19 protein-coding genes are annotated in these 19,083 nt (G+C 42.5%); 12 read left to right on the forward strand and 7 right to left on the reverse strand.

Annotated elements, in window-relative coordinates; translation table 11 throughout:
* Positions 1–497: IS200/IS605 family accessory protein TnpB-related protein (locus H6G32_RS23490; protein ID WP_190462706.1), on the forward strand; the 497-nt coding region annotated here is incomplete at its 5' end.
* A gap of 251 nt (positions 498–748) precedes the next feature.
* On the opposite strand, the gene H6G32_RS23495 is transcribed toward H6G32_RS23490, so the two are convergent.
* From H6G32_RS23495 to H6G32_RS23505, 3 genes are all read right to left on the reverse strand, one after another.
* A complete protein-coding gene (locus tag H6G32_RS23495) occupies positions 749–1,969 on the reverse strand; it encodes a M20 family metallopeptidase (RefSeq protein WP_190462707.1) in 1,221 nt (406 codons plus the stop codon).
* Positions 1,970–2,018: 49 nt separating this feature from the next.
* Positions 2,019–2,705: a dethiobiotin synthase gene (bioD, locus tag H6G32_RS23500; RefSeq protein WP_190462709.1), complete on the reverse strand. Its 687-nt coding sequence runs from the start codon at positions 2,703–2,705 to the stop codon at positions 2,019–2,021.
* 201 nt (positions 2,706–2,906) lie between these two features.
* The gene (locus tag H6G32_RS23505) at positions 2,907–4,577 is read right to left on the reverse strand and encodes a serine/threonine-protein kinase (RefSeq protein ID WP_190462712.1); all 1,671 of its coding nucleotides are present in this window, start codon (positions 4,575–4,577) and stop codon (positions 2,907–2,909) included.
* 324 nt (positions 4,578–4,901) lie between these two features.
* Here H6G32_RS23505 and H6G32_RS23510 point away from each other — a divergent pair, with 324 nt between their 5' ends.
* Positions 4,902–5,918, forward strand: coding sequence for a ribose-phosphate pyrophosphokinase (locus tag H6G32_RS23510; RefSeq protein WP_190462714.1), 1,017 nt, complete (start codon positions 4,902–4,904; stop codon positions 5,916–5,918).
* Between the two features lie 172 nt (positions 5,919–6,090).
* Here H6G32_RS23510 and H6G32_RS23515 read toward each other — a convergent pair whose 3' ends face one another.
* A complete protein-coding gene (locus tag H6G32_RS23515) occupies positions 6,091–6,669 on the reverse strand; it encodes an HD domain-containing protein (protein ID WP_190462716.1) in 579 nt (192 codons plus the stop codon).
* A gap of 64 nt (positions 6,670–6,733) precedes the next feature.
* Between H6G32_RS23515 and H6G32_RS23520 the strand changes: the two genes are divergently transcribed.
* A complete protein-coding gene (locus H6G32_RS23520) occupies positions 6,734–7,309 on the forward strand; it encodes a Uma2 family endonuclease (RefSeq protein ID WP_190462718.1) in 576 nt (191 codons plus the stop codon).
* Positions 7,310–7,355: 46 nt separating this feature from the next.
* On the opposite strand, the gene H6G32_RS23525 is transcribed toward H6G32_RS23520, so the two are convergent.
* Both H6G32_RS23525 and H6G32_RS23530 read right to left on the reverse strand, forming a co-directional pair.
* The gene (locus H6G32_RS23525) at positions 7,356–8,696 is read right to left on the reverse strand and encodes a serine/threonine-protein kinase (RefSeq protein WP_190462720.1); all 1,341 of its coding nucleotides are present in this window, start codon (positions 8,694–8,696) and stop codon (positions 7,356–7,358) included.
* A gap of 229 nt (positions 8,697–8,925) precedes the next feature.
* The gene (locus H6G32_RS23530; RefSeq protein ID WP_190462721.1) at positions 8,926–9,138 is read right to left on the reverse strand and encodes a helix-turn-helix domain-containing protein; all 213 of its coding nucleotides are present in this window, start codon (positions 9,136–9,138) and stop codon (positions 8,926–8,928) included.
* 491 nt (positions 9,139–9,629) lie between these two features.
* On the opposite strand from H6G32_RS23530, the gene typA reads away from it, so the two are divergent.
* The 3 genes from typA (at position 9,630) to H6G32_RS23545 (ending at position 13,064) form a co-directional block, all read left to right on the forward strand.
* Positions 9,630–11,420: a translational GTPase TypA gene (typA, locus tag H6G32_RS23535; protein ID WP_190462723.1), complete on the forward strand. Its 1,791-nt coding sequence runs from the start codon at positions 9,630–9,632 to the stop codon at positions 11,418–11,420.
* A 338-nt stretch (positions 11,421–11,758) separates the two neighbouring features.
* The gene (locus H6G32_RS23540; protein ID WP_190462725.1) at positions 11,759–12,343 is read left to right on the forward strand and encodes a Uma2 family endonuclease; all 585 of its coding nucleotides are present in this window, start codon (positions 11,759–11,761) and stop codon (positions 12,341–12,343) included.
* A 76-nt stretch (positions 12,344–12,419) separates the two neighbouring features.
* On the forward strand, positions 12,420–13,064 hold the full coding sequence (locus tag H6G32_RS23545; RefSeq protein WP_190462759.1) for a Uma2 family endonuclease: 645 nt from the start codon (positions 12,420–12,422) through the stop codon (positions 13,062–13,064).
* Positions 13,065–13,283: 219 nt separating this feature from the next.
* Here H6G32_RS23545 and H6G32_RS23550 read toward each other — a convergent pair whose 3' ends face one another.
* On the reverse strand, positions 13,284–13,727 hold the full coding sequence (locus H6G32_RS23550; RefSeq protein WP_190462727.1) for a DUF29 domain-containing protein: 444 nt from the start codon (positions 13,725–13,727) through the stop codon (positions 13,284–13,286).
* A gap of 266 nt (positions 13,728–13,993) precedes the next feature.
* Here H6G32_RS23550 and H6G32_RS23555 point away from each other — a divergent pair, with 266 nt between their 5' ends.
* From H6G32_RS23555 to H6G32_RS23580, 6 genes are all read left to right on the forward strand, one after another.
* Positions 13,994–15,154 carry a DUF58 domain-containing protein gene (locus tag H6G32_RS23555; protein WP_190462729.1) on the forward strand — a complete coding sequence of 387 codons (1,161 nt, stop codon included), beginning with the start codon at positions 13,994–13,996 and terminating at the stop codon, positions 15,152–15,154.
* A gap of 219 nt (positions 15,155–15,373) precedes the next feature.
* On the forward strand, positions 15,374–15,739 hold the full coding sequence (locus tag H6G32_RS23560; protein ID WP_190462731.1) for a ferredoxin thioredoxin reductase catalytic beta subunit: 366 nt from the start codon (positions 15,374–15,376) through the stop codon (positions 15,737–15,739).
* Positions 15,736–16,164 carry a DUF309 domain-containing protein gene (locus H6G32_RS23565; RefSeq protein ID WP_190462733.1) on the forward strand — a complete coding sequence of 143 codons (429 nt, stop codon included), beginning with the start codon at positions 15,736–15,738 and terminating at the stop codon, positions 16,162–16,164. Before H6G32_RS23560 ends, H6G32_RS23565 begins: the two co-directional genes overlap by 4 nt.
* A gap of 355 nt (positions 16,165–16,519) precedes the next feature.
* Positions 16,520–17,002 (forward strand): LptA/OstA family protein, encoded by a 483-nt coding sequence (locus H6G32_RS23570; RefSeq protein ID WP_190462735.1) that lies wholly within the window; start codon positions 16,520–16,522, stop codon positions 17,000–17,002.
* Between the two features lie 30 nt (positions 17,003–17,032).
* Positions 17,033–17,761 carry an LPS export ABC transporter ATP-binding protein gene (gene lptB / locus H6G32_RS23575; RefSeq protein WP_190462737.1) on the forward strand — a complete coding sequence of 243 codons (729 nt, stop codon included), beginning with the start codon at positions 17,033–17,035 and terminating at the stop codon, positions 17,759–17,761.
* 180 nt (positions 17,762–17,941) lie between these two features.
* Entirely contained in the window at positions 17,942–19,057 is a 1,116-nt protein-coding gene (locus H6G32_RS23580) for an LptF/LptG family permease (RefSeq protein WP_190462738.1), read from the forward strand.
* The last annotated feature ends 26 nt before the right edge of the window (positions 19,058–19,083 follow it).

A 19,083-nucleotide genomic window follows, 5' to 3' on the forward strand; every position in this document is an offset into this window, starting at 1 on the left:
GAAACTGTCGAGTAGAGAATTATCTACATACAGCAAGTAAAAGAGTAATAGATTGGTGTGTGCAGCATCAAATAGGAATCCTGGTTATTGGACATAATGTTACTTGGAAACAAGAAATCAATTTGGGCAGAAAGAACAATCAACAATTTGTGAACATTCCACATTATAGGTTAATAGAAATGTTAACGTATAAAGCCCAATTAAAAGGAATAAAAGTAATCATTACAGAAGAATCCTATACATCTCAAGCCAGTGCTTTAGATGGGGATGATTTACCTAAATATGGGGATAAAAAACCTGTCTTTCAGGGAAAAAGAATAGCGAGAGGATTGTATAAAACCGGGGATAGTAGGTTATTAAATGCCGATATTAATGGGTCATTTAATATTATCAGAAAAGTAATTCCTGATGTCTTTGACCAAGGAATAAAGGGTTTGCCGTTTAACCCTGTGGTGGTTGATCCACTACGAGTGACTAGACTTTCAAACTTTGAGTAAGTTTGAGTAGGTTTGGTTGAGCGGTAGTGCTTATAAATTGAAGGACGAGAGGTTGAGCAGAAATTAACAGTATTTTAAGACTTTATTGGGATCGTATTTAGCTTAAAAAGTAGAAGCCTCTCACCTACCTGATAGGGAGGTAAGGAATCTAGTTTAAGTGGTCTCGTTGAACCAAGAATCCCCGTCTCTTTAGAGCGGGGAGTGTCAAAAATCCACGTTCCGCTCAACAGCACAATCTGGCGGCTATTTTGTTAAGCGCAGAATTTTTCCACGGAACGGACAAAAATTTCTACACCCATAGCCAAGGCGGTTTCATCAAAGTCAAACCGGGGATGATGATGGGGATAGGCTAAGTCTTGGGCTGGGTTGGCAGAACCGAGGAAGAAGTAACAACCAGGAATTTCTTGTAAGAAAAATGACATATCTTCACCGCCCATAGTTTGGCATTCTGGCACGACACCTACAGGAGTTTCGATGACTTCTTCTGCAACGGACTGCACCAGGGCCGCGATATCAGCATCATTAATTACTGGTGGATATAGATTGCAGTAATCAAAGTTATATTTTGCCCCATGACTCTGGCAAACTCCAGCTATAACCTGCTCGATTCGCTGTTTAAAAAAGCCGGTGAAATCAGGGTTAAAATACCTGATGGTGCCACTCATCCGGGCTGTGTCAGCAATCACGTTGCACGTGGTTCCAGCATGAAGTTCCCCCACTGTCACCACTGCCGAATCTAAGGGGTTGACGTTGCGAGCGACAATAGTTTGTAGGGCATTGACTATTTGGGCAGCTACGACAATCGAATCAATGGTTTGATGGGGCATTGCACCATGTCCACCTTTACCTAAAATTGTGCAGTTAAAGCATTCTACCGCCGCCATCAAGGCGCCAGCACGGATACCCACTGTCCCCAATGGCAGATTATTCCACAGGTGCAAACCGATAATTGCATCTACATCAGGGTTTTTCAGTACCCCAGCCTCAATCATCGGTTTTGCGCCTCCCGGACCTTCTTCGGCTGGCTGAAAGATAATTTTGACGATGCCGGCAAAGTCTTGGCGATGCTGTTGAAGATAATAAGCTGTACCTAAGGCGATCGCAGTATGTCCATCATGTCCACAAGCGTGCATCACTCCGTCATGCTGTGAGCGATAGGGCACTTGATTAAGTTCTTGAATTGGCAAAGCATCCATATCTGCCCGAATTGCCAAAACTTTCTCAGCACCAGGTTTATTACCTTTGATAGTGGCAACAATACCAGTTTGGGCTATGCCAGTTTCATGGTCAATTCCCCATTCTTGCAACTTGTGGGCGACAAATTCAGATGTCAGTTTTTCTTGAAAACCTAACTCTGGTTGTTGATGGAGTCGCCGTCGCCACTCTACTAATTGCGGTTGCAATGAGCGGATCGAGAGTCGCAAGGGAGTTAGGTCTACAGCAGCGGAATTGGTAGGAAATGTGGAAACCATGAGGAAGACTAGCTAGTGAAACTAAGCTAATTTAGGTTATTTCCCTAGTTTAGGCGTTTTGAAAATGTAATGTTTCCCAATCTAAATTGGATGCTGCTTGGGCGAGTTTGTCCAAATCAGTGAGGTTATCTAGATGGGGTAAGCAGCCTAAAACGGGGATGTTAGTTAGTGATTGAATTAATTCTGGTGGTGTCCAGTCAGCTATTTCTGCTTCCGTGCGGGGTTGAACACAGTTGAGAATGATGCCTTGGAGTTTCACCCGTTTTTGTCTAGCTAGTGCTACATTCGCCACGGCTTGGGCGATCGCACCCAACCTCACTGGTACTACCAAAAGTGTCGGTAAACGCCATTCTCCCGCCAAATCGGCTACTGTTAACTCCTTGGTGATGGGTGAGCCTAAACCGCCCAATGCTTCTACCAAAACGAACTCACGACGCTTTTGCAGGGCTGTTAAAGCTTGCCAAACTACAGCTAAATCCACAAGGCGATTTTCTTTGGCTGCAGCTATGGGAGGAGCCAGGGGTGCTTCAAAGTACAAAGGGGTAATTTCTTCGGCAGATTGCTCCAGTGCAAACAGATTTTGATACCATTCGCGATCGCCTATTCCTGCTTGAATTGGTTTCATCAGTCCCCAGCTACGCTGGGGATAATATTTTTGCCAATAGGCTGCTAAGGCTGTTGTTAAAACCGTTTTTCCAGCCCCTGTATCAGTTCCCGTAATTAGTAGTGTGTTCAAACTATTTTAGAAGAGTTATTACTTATCAAGTCATTGAGCATCAATCAATTATAAATAAATTTAGTTGCTCTGAACAAGGACACTTTGTCAATGAGTGCTTACGGGGGCAAAATTATTTCTACGTTAACCATAAATACATTCAGGCATTTGTTCATGATTCTTTTTCGCTCATTGTAGAGGATGCCATAGATCCTGCTTAATTTAGGGTGAATTTATTTCACCAGTTTCTGGTGTTGGTGTTATGTCAGTTGGTGGGTTCTGTGGTTCTTCGCTAGTAGTTGGCGTTGGTGTTGGCGTTGGTGTTGGCGTTGGTGTTGGTGTTGGCGTTGCTTTAACTGGGTTTTCTAAGGCAACATTTAGGCTATAGTCACTTGCGGCAATCGATGGAGCCAAACTTAATTGAATAGTATATTTACCAGTTAAAGGCAATATTCCTTCATAAGCTGGAACTTCTTGAGACTGATTATCAATCGGTTGGCGATTAGAACTTAAGATAGTTAATAAAATTCCGCTTCCTTGGTCAACAGACGCAGTTAACTTTTGCCCTGCTTCTCCAATAAAGGCGTACCGAATTATTTGATTGGCTTTGAGAGTATCATCTACCTTAGTTGTGTTAGATGTTCCTAAATTGAGGCGCTTATTAAACACAACAGGTTCAATTTTGGTAGGTGTCGGTGTCGGTGTCGGTGTCGGTGTCGGTGTCGGTGTCGGCGTGGGTGTCGGTGTCGGTGTGAATGTCGGTGTTGTAGTACCAGAAACAACTGGTGAAGGAAAATTTTGTGGTGGTGCTGCTTCTGGTGTTGTTTTTGATTGACTGCGGATTGAATTCACCAGGGCCCAAGAACCTAATCCCGCTAGAATCACTACAGCGCTACCAATTGCCCCAACCGCCAACGGGCTATCTAAAATTGAACCATTGCGACTAGGTGGAATGACAGGATTGGGTTTGTTGGGTAAAGATGAAGGTGGTAATGGGTCAGGGCGATGACCCACAGCCATAGTTTGCAGGTGGGATACAGGGATAGAGACATGAGGTTGATTTAAAAATTGCAGCGCTTCGATCACATCTCCAGCAGTTTGATAGCGATCGCCTGGTTTATAATTCAACATCCGCTGCAAAACTTCGGCAAATCGGGGATTAACTCTCACCCACCGCTGCCAATTCCAAGATAATTGGGTTTCATCAAACAGCGCCGTTGCTTCTTTACCAGTCAGCAAAACTATCGCCGTTACCCCTAAAGCATACAAGTCACTACTAGGATAAACTCGCCCTGTTTGCATTTGCTCACTGGGAGAATAGCCTAATTTACCCACCGAGGTTACTGGTGTTGTGTCTGGGGATTGGAATTTTGTTGCTAATTCTTTCACCACCCCAAAGTCGATTAACACTGGTTTGCCGTCACCATCTCGCAAAATAATATTTTCTGGTGAAATGTCCCGGTGAATAATCCCCAGACTGTGAATATGCTCTAAAACGGGTAACAAAGATATCAGCCACTGCAATACTTCCGCCTCGGTGAAGGCTTGCCCTACAGCTTGACGTTCAGCCAGCAGAGTGCGGTATGTCTTACCTGCAACATAGTCTTCTACCAAAAACAAGCGATCGTCTTGTTCAAATCTCTCCCGGAATTTAGGGACTTGCGGATGATTAATTTGATACAAAATAGCCGACTCTCGCAGAAAAAGCTCTTGTGCCTTTTCCAGAGCGAAAGACCCCGACGCTGTCAGAGTCAATTCCTTAATCGCGCAAAGTTCATTAAAGCGCCTCTGGTCTTCTACCAGATAGGTTCTACCAAATCCCCCCTGTCCGAGAGTTTGAACGATGCGATAACGGTTTTGTAGGACAGTACCAACTGTAATGGGTGGTTGCATAGGGCAGTTGAGTTTTTACTCAATCTGTGAATAGGTTGCTGTCAGTTATGAAATAAGCGGGTAAAATTAGTAATCTAGCACACCAATTTTTTTAGATTTGCGTTGTTTACCTCAACCTAAAAAATTTCCCCGAATCAGCTAGTGGACAGACTTGATGTCAGTTAAGCTATCAATGGTTTGTTTGCCATCAGGACTAAAAAATTAACGCAATGTTAATTTTATTGAGAAATGATTAAAGTTTGTGTGAAAGTTTCAACAAAACTTACAGATGTTTTTTTAGGCTATTTCGGTTAAATCTGCTAAATCTCTGATGATAATATTGCCATGAATGCACATCGAGGGGCTGCTGTGCTCAGTTCTGCAACGTTAAAAGTTCAGCCAGTTACCACAGGAATGTCTGAAAATCATCGTCTGCGGTTATTTTCTGGCTCTGCCAATATACCACTGTCTCAAGAAGTCGCTCGTTATCTGGGGATGGACTTGGGGCCAATGATTCGCAAAAGATTTGCGGATGGAGAGCTCTATATTCAAATCCAGGAATCGATTCGGGGTTGTGATGTCTATTTAGTCCAGCCAACTTGTCAACCCGTCAACGATCACTTGATGGAATTATTGATTATGGTTGACGCCTGTCGTCGGGCTTCCGCGCGACAGATCACAGCGGTGCTGCCATATTATGGTTATGCTCGCGCCGATCGCAAAACCGCTGGACGAGAGTCAATCACTGCCAAGCTGGTTGCTAACCTGATCACTCAAGCAGGGGCTAACCGTGTTCTAGCAATGGATTTACACGCAGCTCAAATTCAGGGATATTTCGATATCCCCTTTGATCATGTTTACGGTTCACCAGTACTGCTGGATTATCTGGCGAGTAAAGAACTACAAGACATTGTGGTTGTTTCTCCCGATGTTGGCGGTGTAGCAAGGGCTAGAGCATTTGCTAAAAAGCTGAATGATGCGCCATTAGCAATTATTGATAAACGTCGTCAGGCTCATAATGTGGCCGAAGTGATGAATGTTATCGGTGATGTCAAGGGCAAAACAGCTGTGTTGGTAGATGACATGATCGATACCGGCGGTACGATTGCAGAGGGAGCGCGATTATTGCGGGAGGAAGGAGCAAGTCAGGTATATGCCTGTGCAACTCATGCGGTGTTCTCTCCCCCTGCAATTGAGCGGTTGTCAAGTGGCTTATTTGAGGAAGTTATCGTCACTAATACAATTCCTATCCCCGAAAACGATCATTTTCCACAATTAGTGGTGCTTTCAGTGGCTAATCTTCTGGGAGAAGCCATCTGGCGGATTCATGAAGATAGTTCACTCAGTAGTTTGTTTCGCTAACAAACACAGGACTCTGATCAACCAAATTTGAAGTGTGAAGTATGAAATGGTTCAGCCTTCATCCTTCATTTTTTATGGTTTTAGGACTGACTTTCCGTAGTGTGCGTTCCCTAACGCACAATCTATAGGACTTTCAATGAATGAAACCAGATAACATATTTATCATTTTTTGTCAACGTGGAAGTTTTAGGTTTGTCAACATCTCTAATTCTAAAACCACCCGTTCTAATTCTTCCACCAGGGGAGTTACTTTAGTTTTGTTGAAAGCATCTACCAGCGCCCGATAATACCACAGTGTCCCCACTCTACCGCCCTGAAAGCGTTCCCACAGTGTTTCACCAACAAGGCGATAATCTTTGAGAATTGACTGAGCATTGTAGAGTTTATCCGCTGCGGATACTAGCTGCACTGATGGGGAAGCGGTGGGAATATGGGCAATGTAAGCTTCTTTGCGCTGTTTCCAAGGGGGTTTGGGTGTGGTGTGGGCGTCTGTGCAACCATCAACAATTGCTGTCACGTTTTCACCAAATCGCTGGCGAATTTCTTCTCTTGTGGCAACACCGCCTTGGTCTTCGATGGCATCATGTAATAAAGCGGCGATCGCTTCCTCTTCGTTTGCACCATGTTCTAAGGCAATACTGGCTACACCTAATAAATGGGCAATGTAGGGGACTCCTGAGCCTTTACGCACCTGTTTGGCGTGGAGTTCGGTGGCGTAGATAAGGGCTGCGGTAAAGCGTTCTGATAGCATTTTCTGCAAATCCGCCTAAAATTAAAATATCTATCCAGTTTATCCATTTGGCGATCGCATCACCATGAACAGTGAAGAAGTATTAGTTCGGTCGTTATACACTGTTACTGATGAAGACTTAATGCTGATGAGTTCGCAAAACCCAGAATTGCGGTTTGAGCGAAATGCTGAGGGAATTTTAGAAACTATGCCACCAACTGGGGGAATTTCAGGAAATAGAGAAGCAAAAGCAGGTGCTTATTTACTAACTTGGGTAGAAAGTCAAGATTTGGGTGAAGTTTTTAGTTCCAGTACTGGTTTTAGGCTACCTAATTCTGCTGTGCGTTCTCCTGATGCTGCTTTTGTCGCTAAAGGACGTTTACCAGCAGGTTGGGATGAGCAAGAAGACAAGTTTATCAATTTAGCACCGGATTTTGTCATGGAAATTCGCTCTCAGAATGATAGTTTGGAAAAGCTGAAAGCGAAAATGCGAGAATATATTGCTAATGGTGTCCAGTTGGGATGGTTAATTGACCAACAAAATCAGCAAGCTTTGGTGTATCGTCGGGATGGTTCAATTACTCAATATCCCGCTACAGCAATTTTGAGCGGTGAGGATGTTGTTGCTGGTTTTACTTTGCCTTTAAAAAGATTATTGTAAGTAGGCGAAAAGAAATCAAACTATTCTTGTCAGTGCGAATAAAAGATTAAATATTACACTGTTCCCATTTTGATACTAAAGCCTTAACACGACTTAAATCCCCATCCCAATAAGCACCAAACCAGCCATCTTTCCACACAAAGCCTAAAAATTCTAGATAAGCGGGTAAATGTCCATGAGGAGCATTAATGCTGAAATTATATTTAGAATATTGAATCCATGAGTGCTTAACACGCCAACCAACAAGATTGCCAAATTGATCTACATTTCCTTGCACAGTATCCCAAATTTTATGTTGGATACTAAAACCAAATTTGCCATTGCTATAATTTATCCATAGTTTATCAATTATATGAAATTCTTCACAAGAAATTTTTTTAATAGATTCAGAATCAAGCCAACGTCCTTTTGTGGGACAACCTAAAGAAAGCATTAGATTACTGGTTTCTATATTTGCGCCTCTCCAATTTCCATCTGCTAGTAAATCACGCAGTTTGTAATAATCAGATTTCAGAGACGATATAACTGGAAATGAGTTGGTTTGCTTTGGAGGTGCAGAATAAATTTTACTGGCAACTTCTACACCTAATAATTTTAGCCAATCTTCTACTGACTGAGGACGATTTTCTGGGTTTATCTCCATACCCTTAATTATTGCCTGATTTACTCTATCACTAATACTAGAATTCATCTTTTTCGGTTCTTCTAATTCTATACCAATTGCTCTCATTGGTGCTATGGTTGGTAATTCTCCAGTTAATAAAGAATACAAGGTTGCAGCTAAAGCATAAACATCTGTGTAAGCACCCCGTTTGGCTCTTGCACCATACTGTTCAATTGGTGCAAAACCATCAGATAATATTTTTGTATGGGTTTTAGTTAAATTAGGCGTAAACTCTCGCGCGATGCCAAAATCAATTAATACCGCTTCGGAATTACTAGAACGCAACATGATATTTTGCGGTTTGATATCTCTGTGCAATAAGCTGTTGTTGTGAACTACCGTTAGCGCTTCACCAATTTGCTGAATGTATCGTAATGCTTCGGCTTCAGACAAGACACCTTGATTTTCAACCAAATTCCCTAAATCTTCCCCATCAATATATTCCATCACCATGCACCACAGGGAATCTTCTTGAATGACTTCATGAATTTGGACAATATGGGGATGAGTGCATTTAGCTAATTTAATCGCTTCATTCAGAAAGTCCTGCTGAAATTTAGCGAAATCAGAACGCCGTTGTATTGAATCATTCAAGGTTTTGATGACAACGAAGCGTCCATTATGATCTCTAGCGCGATAAGTTATACCAAAACCACCTTCACCTAATTCTTTTTCAATGGTATACTTACCACCCTGCAATCGCTGTCCTGATAGCCAAGCCATTACTTATAAATTTATAGAGATATAAGTTAATTTTGGCACAGTGTTTAAGTAAATGCCTATGCAAAGCGATGGCGCATAGCGCCCGCTGGAAGCGATCGCAAAAACAATGTCTAACAAGTTAATGTAGAGACATTGCTTACAAAGTCTTTACATTGTGTTTACACCAGTAGGGGCACAGCATTGCTGTGCCCCTACCGCGTGGTCTACTTACCTGGAAATCCCTGTAAACCTATTCTTCGACTACATCAAACAAATCTTCAATCAACACATCAAAAGTCCGTGCTAACTTTCGCAAGGCAGTTAAATCAGCCATCACCATTCCCGGAGACACGGCATAACTTTTGACGGTGCTATATGGTACTTTAGACCGCTCAGAAACTTCCTTGAGTGTCCAGCCTTCTCTGGCGGCGAACTCTTTAATCCGTAACTTGACCAAACCCATTGTTGACACTTGGCGGATGTATCGACTGACAAAAGTAAATTTTGGTAACTGTGATCGCCTAGGTTGGGCTGAGTGCCCATTGCATCTGTTTGTCAAATTCAGGCGATCGCCATTTAAAATTAACAGCCCATCTCAAATAATAACACCGCCATCTAAACGCGAATCCTCTAGCAATTTTGCCTAACCGTTGAAATTGCTCAACTCTGTACTTGGGGCCAATGGGGGGCTTAATTAAATTTACCCTTTCCCCAAAAAGTCTGAGAATCCTTACCAAGTAAATATTTCACAGCCAAAAACACCCTTCAAATCGCCTCAAATTTTGATCTTGAACGCAGTTGCAAAATTTTACTTAATTGTGACAAATAAGCTAGAATTGTTAAAGGTTCTTTACAGAATTTGCTGATCGTGCCTAGTTCTGTTAGAAAAGCCTATCACCCTAACATTTAGTTGTTAATCCAAAAATCCCCTCTAAGAGTTCCCAAAAAGCTTCTATGACGCTCCCAATTCGTAACGTCGCCATTATTGCCCACGTTGACCACGGCAAAACCACCCTCGTTGATGCACTCCTCAAACAATCCGGCATTTTCCGCGAAGGGGAAGACGTTCCGGATTGCGTCATGGACTCCAATGCCCTAGAAAGGGAACGAGGAATTACTATTCTTTCCAAAAATACAGCGGTTCGCTATAAAGAAACCCTGATTAATATTGTTGATACCCCTGGACACGCTGACTTCGGCGGCGAAGTTGAACGGGTACTCGGCATGGTTGACGGATGTCTTCTAATTGTTGATGCCAATGAAGGCCCCATGCCCCAAACGCGCTTTGTCCTCAAAAAAGCGTTGGAAAAAGGTCTGCGCCCCATTCTTGTTGTCAACAAAATCGACCGTGGCCAAGCTGACCCCCACGTTGCTGTAGATAAAGTTCTCGATCTGTTCTTGGAATTAGGTGCAGATGAAGACCAGTGTGATTTTACCTATCTGTTTGCCTCCGGTATGGGAGGTTACGCCAAGGAAAGCTTGGAAGCAGAAGCGGTAGACATGCAACCCTTATTTGAAGCCATTCTGCGCCATGTACCAGCACCTGTAGGTGACCCCAACAAGCCCCTGCAATTGCAAGTCACAACCCTAGATTATTCTGAATATTTGGGGCGGATTGTGATTGGTAGAATTCACAATGGTACTATCCGCTCTGGGCAGCAAGCGGCACTAGTAACAGAAGATGGCACAATTGTCAAGGGTAAAATCACCAAGCTGATGGGCTTTGAAGGCTTGAAGCGGGTGGAAATGGAAGAAGCAACCGCCGGCTATATTGTCGCCGTGGCTGGTTTTGCTGATGCTTATATTGGGGAAACGATTACTGACCCCAACGAACCCCAAGCTTTACCACTAATTAAAGTGGATGAACCAACTTTACAAATGACCTTCTGGGTAAATGATTCTCCCTTTGCTGGTCAAGAAGGTAAGTTGGTAACTTCTCGCCAAGTGCGCGATCGCTTATTCCGCGAATTGGAAACAAACGTCGCCTTGCGGGTTGAAGAAACCGATTCACCAGATAAATTCCTGGTTTCCGGTCGTGGGGAATTACACCTGGGTATTTTAATCGAAACCATGCGCCGGGAAGGTTTCGAGTTCCAAGTATCTCAGCCTCAAGTAATTTACCGTGAAGTTAACGGTCAACCTTGCGAACCTTATGAACTTCTAGTGTTGGACGTTCCCGCCGATGGTGTTGGTAGCTGCATCGAACGCCTAGGACAACGCAAAGGCGAAATGCAAGATATGCAACCTGGTAGTGGCGATCGCACCCAACTAGAGTTTGTCATTCCTGCCCGTGGCTTAATTGGTTTCCGGGGTGAATTCATGCGGATGACTCGTGGTGAAGGCATCATGAATCACAGCTTCCTCGACTACCGTCAATTCAGTGGCGAAATTGAAGCCCGGAACAAAGGCGTTTTAATCTCCTTTGAAGAAGGCGTTTCTACCTTCTACGCCATGAGAAACGCTGAAGATAGAGGTTCATTCTTTATCACTCCCGGCACTAAAGTTTACAGAGGCATGATTGTTGGTGAACACAATCGCCCCCAAGACTTAGAACTGAACATCTGTAAAACCAAGCAGCTAACCAACCACCGCGCCGCTGGTGGCGATGAACTGGTACAGTTGCAAGCACCCATAGACATGAGTCTAGAACGTGCCCTTGAGTACATCGGCTCAGATGAATTAGTGGAAGTTACACCCCAATCAATTCGTCTCCGCAAGATGTCGAAGAAATTAGCGAAACGGTAATCCGTAGGGGCGGGGAAACCCCGCCCTCTTTCTTGATCTTTTGAGATTAATAATTTTCCCTTATATCAATTTTTAGAAAATCTGTAAAAATAACTGTTTCTCAATAAATAGCCCCTATTCTCAATATTATTGATACTATTGTCAATTATTTTACGAAGATTTGTCTTTTCAGCGATTGATATTGACAGACTAATTTTTTTTTGGTATTTTTAGTTAAACTGACAAGGCGTTGCTATAAGGTTTTAGGTTCTTTTTTCTCACGCAGGGACGCAGAGACGCGGAGAAAGGAACAAAGGTTTTATTGAAGATTTACTCACCATACCCAAGTTAAAAACCTGATGATAAAAAATATTGGGTTGACACAAGGAAACATTACTTTTCCGCAGAGCAGGACTTTAGAGGAGTTTTTACAACTTCCTTATATTGAAGAATCACCAGCTTGGGAATATATTAACGGAGAAGCAATTCAGAAACCGATGGGTGGTGGTAAACACAGTCTTTTACAAAAACGTTTAGTTGCAGTTATTGATAATTTGGGAAGTAACTACGAAGCCTTTCCAGAGTTGCGCTGTACCTGCGGTAATCGTTCAGTACTTCCTGATGTTGCAGTAATTTCTACTAATCAAATACCATTGGATGAGAGCGGTGATATCATTAGCAGTGGTATTGATTTCGCACCCCCTTGGATAATAGAAATTCTTTCCCCTGCACAAAGTCAAACTAAAGTAACTGGCAATATTTTACACTGTTTGAGAAATGGCAGTCAATTAGGATGGTTGATTGATCCCAGTGAACGCTCTATTTTAGTTTATCAGCCTAATCGTTTACCAGATTTGTTGGCAGGAAAAGATATCTTACCAGTTTTAGAAGATTTGAATTTGATTCTCAGCGTTGATGAAGTTTTTGCTTGGTTACAAAGATAAAATTAAAACCTTCTCTGAGTCAATATCAGAACTAATTTCACATCAAGTTACATTCAAATTGCAAGGAGTGGAAATGATGTTGTTAGAGCTAAAGCGCATTCATGTACCACCAGGACAAAGAATAATATTTAAAGATGTCACTTGGCAAGAATTAGAAACAATTCTTGAAGAATTAGGAGAGCATCGTGCAGCGCGAATTGCTTATGACAGGGGAATATTAGAAATTATGGCTCCATTACCAGAACATGAATATGATAAGGAAATTATTAGCGATTTAGTTAAGGCATTATTGGAAGAATTAGATGTTGAGTTTGTCAGTCTTGGTTCTACTACGTTTAGAAATCAATTTATGGAGAAAGGTATAGAACCTGACCAATGTTTTTATATTAAAAATGAAGCTTTAATTCGCGGGAAAAAGCGACTAGATTTAACAATCGATCCTCCACCAGATTTAGCCTTAGAAATTGATATTACTTCCCGCACACATCCAAATATTTATCAAGCTTTACAGGTGTCAGAACTCTGGCGTTTTGAAAAAGGTAAATTGAAAATTAATCTTTTACAAGATGGGAATTATGTAGAGTCTCAGTCAAGTTTAAATTTTCCCGATTTACCCTTAATTGAAGTCATTCCCCAATATCTTGAGAAAAGTAGAATAGCCGGGAGGAATGCGACGCTTAAGGCTTTTCGGAGTTGGGTAAGACAGCATTTGTTAAAGTAGGTCAAAAATCACGGTAATATAAAATTTATTTTTGAAAGTACCTATTGCGGATTACTGGATGATTTGCAAGAAATCTTTGTTAGTTTCATGATATTCACCTAAACCCTAATAAATAAAATCTTGATTCTTTCTATGAAATTCAGTATATTTAATTAGCTTTATACTGTAATCCAACAAATCTAAAGCTAAATTCCCATAAATCAGATAAGATTGATATATTTAAGGTAAATAATTGTCATCTACTAATTGTGCAAGAGTGTAAGAAGATTTTTCCGGGAAAATAGTTAAATCGGTTTTAATTTGCACAAAATCAACTGCACTTTGATAAATATTTTCTAAATCATCCTGTAGCTTGTTCATTAAATTCGTGGTGATATGATTATTTAAGTCATATCTAAAGTTTTTAATTTCTCCGATCCAATGACGATGGTTTCTTTCATATTCCACCTGCCAATCTTGAAGTAATAATATATGAATGATGATTTGTCTTAAAAGACTTTTGGCTTTGGCAAAATCTCTTTTACCCAAGCTTATTAATTCCTCAATTAAGTTCTCTAAATCAAGTTGGCTAAACTGTTTTTGTTTTAATAACTCAATAGTTTCTTCTAGCCATAAATTGTCATCGGTTTCATAGAGTTGTTTTAAGTTGGTAGTAATTGTCATATTTTTACATTTAACATAAATTTTTAAGTCAACTACACACACTGCATCAATGAATCTTCCCTTAGTTCCATAATTTAATCATACACAGCAGTCCTAGCTCTGACAAAGTTATATAGCAATCCTAAATAAGATATGTTCGCGGATCGTGCCGTAGGCATCACCTCTCTTTTTTCTCTGCCTCTGCGCCCTCTGCGTCTGGAGCGGTTTGTTTCGTCTCTACATTCTGTTTCTGTGCATTTCAGCCTTTTTTGAGCTAAAAAGAGAAGATGAAAATTACTAAACGCTTTACTAATTGGTTAGAAATTCGCGCTAGTAGTCCTACTTATGGTGGTTGGGTCTTAGCCGGAACTGCTATTTGTTTTTTTGGGGCTGCCGTTAATACGATGGCTGGCTGGTTGTATGTCATCAGTGGGGTCAGTTTCGCGCTTTTAGGTGTAGCAGCTTTCTTACCACCGCGATCGCTATCTGGTCTAGTTGTCAAACGCCGTCCCATCCAGCCAGTTTCAGCAGGAGACGAATTGACAGTGGAATTAGAAATCCACAATCAGAAACAGCAACCTGTCACCGACCTGCAAATTGAGGATTTATTGCCCTTCGTTTTGGGAAAACCAATCAAAAAAGCGATCGCCATAATTCAGCCTCAAGAGAGTTACACTTGGGTATATTCCCACCCCAGCCAACGCCGGGGTGTTTATCGCTGGCAGACAACAGAACTGGGTACAGGTGCACCTTGGGGATTGTTCTGGTGTCGTCGTCCCCAAAAATGCCCAGTCAAAGCCATCGTTTATCCCACAGTGTTACCCCTGAGCACCTGCCCCCTCGTCGATGAAATGGGACAAGAAGATAGCCAGAGAGGTGATCCTCGTGGTAGACCATTGCAGACAGCAACCACCGGATTAGTGCGATCGCTTCGTCCCTACCGCATTGGAGATCCTACCCGTCTCATCCACTGGCGTACCAGCGCCCGGTACGGGGAATTACGGGTGCGGGAATTAGAAATAATTACAGGCGGAGAAGAAATCATCATTGCCCTTGATAGTGCTGCCAATTGGGAAGAAGAGCAGTTTGAACAAGCAGTTACCACCGCAGCATCGTTGTATTTTTACGCACAACGGCAACAATTGCAAGTGCAACTATGGACAGCATCCACAGGTTTAGTAAAAGGCGAACGGAACGTTCTCGAAACCTTAGCTGCAACCACCACCCTAGAAGACGACAGCGCCGTACCTGAAACCTACCCCTTAATTTGGCTAACTCAAAACCCCCTCCGCATCTCTTCTCTGCCTTTGGGTAGTCGCTGGGTATTGTGGGAGAATCATTCTGCACCACCAGCACAACTGGTAATCAATAAAGATTATCCTGGTATAATCTTGCAAACTGAGCAAGGGCTGCAACCCCAGTTGCAACAATCATTGCGTTCATATTGAATCCAAATGTTGACTTGTGCAAATTTGTATTTAACTTACATTATGTTAAGTTTTTGGGATTTCCGAGATGTTTTCTGATCCCAGCACAGTAGACAGACAAGCCTTTAAGCAAAGGTAGATCAAAATTAAAAACTTAGGTTGGGGAAAAATCCCCAGTCATACACCTGTGGGGCTGAGGTACAATGCAAAGAAATATTTAAATTATGAGTAGCCGATCTAATGATCTCATCAGAAGTTAACACAAAATCCAGCGATAAAAGCCTAGAGGCAATGCGGCATTTTTCCGAACAATACGCCAAGCGTACTGGTACATACTTCTGTTCTGAGCCTTCTGTTACCGCAGTGGTAATTGAAGGACTAGCTAAACACAAAGACGAACTCGGTGCACCTTTGTGTCCCTGTCGCCACTACGAAGACAAAGAAGCTGAGGTGAATGCTACATTTTGGAACTGTCCCTGTGTGCCAATGAGAGAACGCAAAGAATGCCACTGTATGTTGTTCCTCACCACAGAAAATGAATTTGCTGGAGACCAGCAAGAAATTTCTCTCGAAACAATCAAAGAAGTGCGAGAAAGCATGGGATGAGCCAAACCATGCCCCAAGAGTTTTGGCAAGGCGTAGAACAGTTCAATTCTGGACAGTTCTATGCCTGTCATGACACTTTAGAAGCTCTGTGGATTGAAGCCAGCGAGCCAGAAAAAAGCCTTTATCAAGGTATTCTGCAAATTGCAGTAGCGCTGTATCATCTGGGTAATGGTAATTGGCGAGGAGCAGTAATTTTGCTAGGAGAAGGTACTAATCGCCTGCGACGTTACCCAGCTATTTATGGCTCTATTGATATAGAAGAATTCTTAAATCAGAGTTGGGCATTATTGGCGACACTACAACAAACAGGCCCAGACAAAATTGCTGCTGGTGATTTTGGTGAAAATGAAACCTTGTCCTTGCCGAGAATTTCCCTAGTAGATAATTTAGCATCAGGACTGGGGAATGGGGAAATAGTTTCCTAGTTGTCAATCCCCACCTAAAAAATGTGAGAGCTAGTTACTAGTAAGGTCGGCTCGACCTGAAGTTACCCCTGTGGATAAAAAGTAGCATTCTACCTTGATTGAGACAGGAAAAAAACACTAAGCCAGGTTAACTAGGTTTAGATGAGCTTTTTAGAGCAGATAATTTATTTTGTGGAATACTCAGACTTTCTGCCTTCACATCTGAGAAGCTAAGGTGGTAGCGAAACTTAAGGCCAAGGAAAGCGTCAACAGTAGGGAACCAAGACTTATCCGCAATTATTCCAGACAGTAAATTCTATCTCTGGATACAGTACTTGACATAATTGAAATACAAGCCGAAATCCCCAAATTTGCTATGATGCCCTGCTCTCAATTTTCCAAATCAAAAATGCGTCGCTTCGGATTAGCTTTGGTGCTACCAGTTGCACTATTGGGCGCAAATTTATTTCCTCCCCAAGTGCAAACCGCTACTGCACAAGCATCAGGGGGAAATCGTCCCCTCACCATCCGTTCTGATGTGCAAGAATATGACGCCAAAACTCAAGTGATTACCGCTCGCGGTAACGTGCAAATGTTTTATCCATCTCGCCAAATTCAGGCAACTTCTGCTCAAGCACAATATTTTAGCAAAGAACGCCGAATTGATTTCACAGGCAACGTCTATATTTTGCAACAGGGTACTAATAGTATTCGCGCAGAGAAGGTGACTTATTTAATTGACCAAGGAAAATTTGTCGCCTTACCCCAATCCAACCGTCAGGTAGAATCTATCTACATGGTAGAGGACGCAGGTAATAGCGGACAAGCTGCTACACCAGCCTTAAAACGTCCTAATTAGCATCAACCAACCATAAAGGGTGCTTCTCGCGTGAAAATTGTTTTAGAGAATATTCATAAATCTTACGGCAAAAGAGTTATTGTCAATCGCGTTAACCTTTCTGTTGCTCAAGGTGAAGTCGTCGGGTTACTAGGCCCCAATGGAGCAGGTAAAACGACGACTTTTTATATAGCCACAGGCTTAGAAAAACCCAATCAGGGTAGAGTCTGGCTAGATACTCTGGATATTACGGCATTGCCAATGTACAAAAGGGCGCGGCTAGGCATTGGCTATCTAGCGCAGGAACCAAGTGTTTTTCGCCAACTTTCGGTACAGGAGAATATTCTCCTGGTGCTAGAGCAAACTAATGTGCCACGATGGGATTGGGCAAGGCGACTGCAAACTTTACTGCGGGAGTTTCGTTTGGAAAAATTAGCTCATAGTAAAGGTATTCAACTGTCTGGTGGTGAGCGACGACGGACGGAATTAGCCAGATCCCTGGCTTCTGGGAAAGAAGGTCCAAAATTTTTGTTTTTAGATGAACCATTTGCTGGTGTTGACCCCATAGCAGTTTCGGAAATTCAGCAAATTGTCGGGCGATTGCGCGATCGCGGTATGGGTATATTAATTACAGATCACAATGTCCGCGAAACCCTGGCCATCACTGACCGGGCCTACATCATGCGCGAGGGGCAAATTCTCGCTTTTGGTACTGCTGAAGAACTATACAGTAATCCCCTCGTTCGTCAATACTATTTAGGTGATAACTTCCACGCCTAGTTTGATTAAATTAATTGGGGTATTTATATATTTTTTGTTTCGCGCAAAGGCGCAAAGGCGCAAGAAAGAACGCAGCTTTGTTTGATCTAAGTTGCAGATATTTAAATTTTAAAATTGCTTATGTTATCTAAGAAGTTTAGATTTTTTAACAGCCTGACTTCGCTGCTGCCTTTTTCGATCATGGATCGTTATTTGATTATGCAGCTACTGCCGCCGTTTTTGTTTGGCGTCGGGGCTTTTACTTCTGTGGTGTTGGCAATAGATAGCTTATTTGAATTATTGCGGAAAGTTGTAGAATCTGGGCTACCAATAGAGATCGCCTTTAAGGTGTTTTTCTTAAAGCTGCCCTTTGTGATGGCTTATGCTTTCCCCATGTCTACCTTGCTGGCTACTTTGATGACCTATAGTCGTCTTTCTAGCGAAAGTGAACTCGTTGCCCTGCGTGGCTGTGGGGTCAGCGTCTATCGCATGGTGACAACGGCTGTGATCTTTAGTTCTCTGGTAACGGTAATGACCTTTGTGTTCAACGAGCAAATTGCACCAGCCGCAAATTACCAAGCGACTCTTACCTTAGAGCAAGCTGTGAGGTCAGACAAACCAAGTTATAAGCAGCAAAATATCTACTATCCTGAATACCGGGAGATCAAGCAGCCAGATGGTAGTAAAAACAAGATACTTTCACGCTTGTTTTATGCTGATCAATTTGATGGTAAGCGGATGAAAGGCTTGACAATTATAGACCGCTCCACAGAAAACTTAAATCAAATTATCGTCGCCGAATCTGCCCAATGGAATGGCTCACAAGGTGTCTGGGATTTTTATAACGGCACAATCTATTTAGTAGCTGCCGATCGCTCATATCGCAATATTTTGCGGTTTGAACACCAACAACTGCAACTTCCCCGCACGCCCTTAACTCTGGCAGAAAGCAACCGGGACTACGGCGAAATGAATATTGTCGAAGCCCTAGAAAGATTAGAAATTGAGCGCCTGAGTGGCGATCGGCAAAAAATTCGCAAACTCGAAGTGCGAATTCAACAAAAAATTGCCTTTCCATTTGTATGCGTCATTTTTGGTTTGGTTGGCTCCGTTATGGGAACTATCCCTCAGCGCACTGGACGAGGGACGAGTTTTGCCATTAGCGTCGTAGTTATTTTCAGTTACTACTTACTTTTGTCAGTTTGTGGTGCTTTAGCACAGGCTGGTATCGTCTCTCCCTTCGTTGGCGCTTGGTTGCCCAACTTTTTTGGGTTAGCCATAGGTCTAATTCTATTAATGCGGGTTGCCCAAAAATAAATCAACCCTACAGGAAGCCGCTTCCC

The sequence above is a fragment of the Cylindrospermum sp. FACHB-282 genome, from assembly GCF_014697195.1.
Taxonomy (GTDB): Bacteria; Cyanobacteriota; Cyanobacteriia; order Cyanobacteriales; family Nostocaceae; genus Cylindrospermum.

What these genes read in the sequence shown, in the direction of transcription:
- H6G32_RS23545 (WP_190462759.1), top strand. Translation starts at nt 12,420, where the DNA reads ATGTTGTTAGAGCTAAAGCGCATTCATGTACCACCAGGACAAAGAATA.
- H6G32_RS23565 (WP_190462733.1), top strand. Translation starts at nt 15,736, where the DNA reads ATGAGCCAAACCATGCCCCAAGAGTTTTGGCAAGGCGTAGAACAGTTC.
- H6G32_RS23530 (WP_190462721.1), bottom strand. Translation starts at nt 9,138, where the DNA reads ATGGGTTTGGTCAAGTTACGGATTAAAGAGTTCGCCGCCAGAGAAGGC.
- H6G32_RS23510 (WP_190462714.1), top strand. Translation starts at nt 4,902, where the DNA reads ATGAATGCACATCGAGGGGCTGCTGTGCTCAGTTCTGCAACGTTAAAA.
- H6G32_RS23525 (WP_190462720.1), bottom strand. Translation starts at nt 8,696, where the DNA reads ATGGCTTGGCTATCAGGACAGCGATTGCAGGGTGGTAAGTATACCATT.
- H6G32_RS23550 (WP_190462727.1), bottom strand. Translation starts at nt 13,727, where the DNA reads ATGACAATTACTACCAACTTAAAACAACTCTATGAAACCGATGACAAT.
- H6G32_RS23570 (WP_190462735.1), top strand. Translation starts at nt 16,520, where the DNA reads ATGATGCCCTGCTCTCAATTTTCCAAATCAAAAATGCGTCGCTTCGGA.
- H6G32_RS23495 (WP_190462707.1), bottom strand. Translation starts at nt 1,969, where the DNA reads ATGGTTTCCACATTTCCTACCAATTCCGCTGCTGTAGACCTAACTCCC.
- H6G32_RS23520 (WP_190462718.1), top strand. Translation starts at nt 6,734, where the DNA reads ATGAACAGTGAAGAAGTATTAGTTCGGTCGTTATACACTGTTACTGAT.
- H6G32_RS23555 (WP_190462729.1), top strand. Translation starts at nt 13,994, where the DNA reads ATGAAAATTACTAAACGCTTTACTAATTGGTTAGAAATTCGCGCTAGT.
- typA (WP_190462723.1), top strand. Translation starts at nt 9,630, where the DNA reads ATGACGCTCCCAATTCGTAACGTCGCCATTATTGCCCACGTTGACCAC.
- H6G32_RS23505 (WP_190462712.1), bottom strand. Translation starts at nt 4,577, where the DNA reads ATGCAACCACCCATTACAGTTGGTACTGTCCTACAAAACCGTTATCGC.
- H6G32_RS23560 (WP_190462731.1), top strand. Translation starts at nt 15,374, where the DNA reads ATGATCTCATCAGAAGTTAACACAAAATCCAGCGATAAAAGCCTAGAG.
- H6G32_RS23540 (WP_190462725.1), top strand. Translation starts at nt 11,759, where the DNA reads ATGATAAAAAATATTGGGTTGACACAAGGAAACATTACTTTTCCGCAG.
- H6G32_RS23515 (WP_190462716.1), bottom strand. Translation starts at nt 6,669, where the DNA reads ATGCTATCAGAACGCTTTACCGCAGCCCTTATCTACGCCACCGAACTC.
- H6G32_RS23580 (WP_190462738.1), top strand. Translation starts at nt 17,942, where the DNA reads ATGGATCGTTATTTGATTATGCAGCTACTGCCGCCGTTTTTGTTTGGC.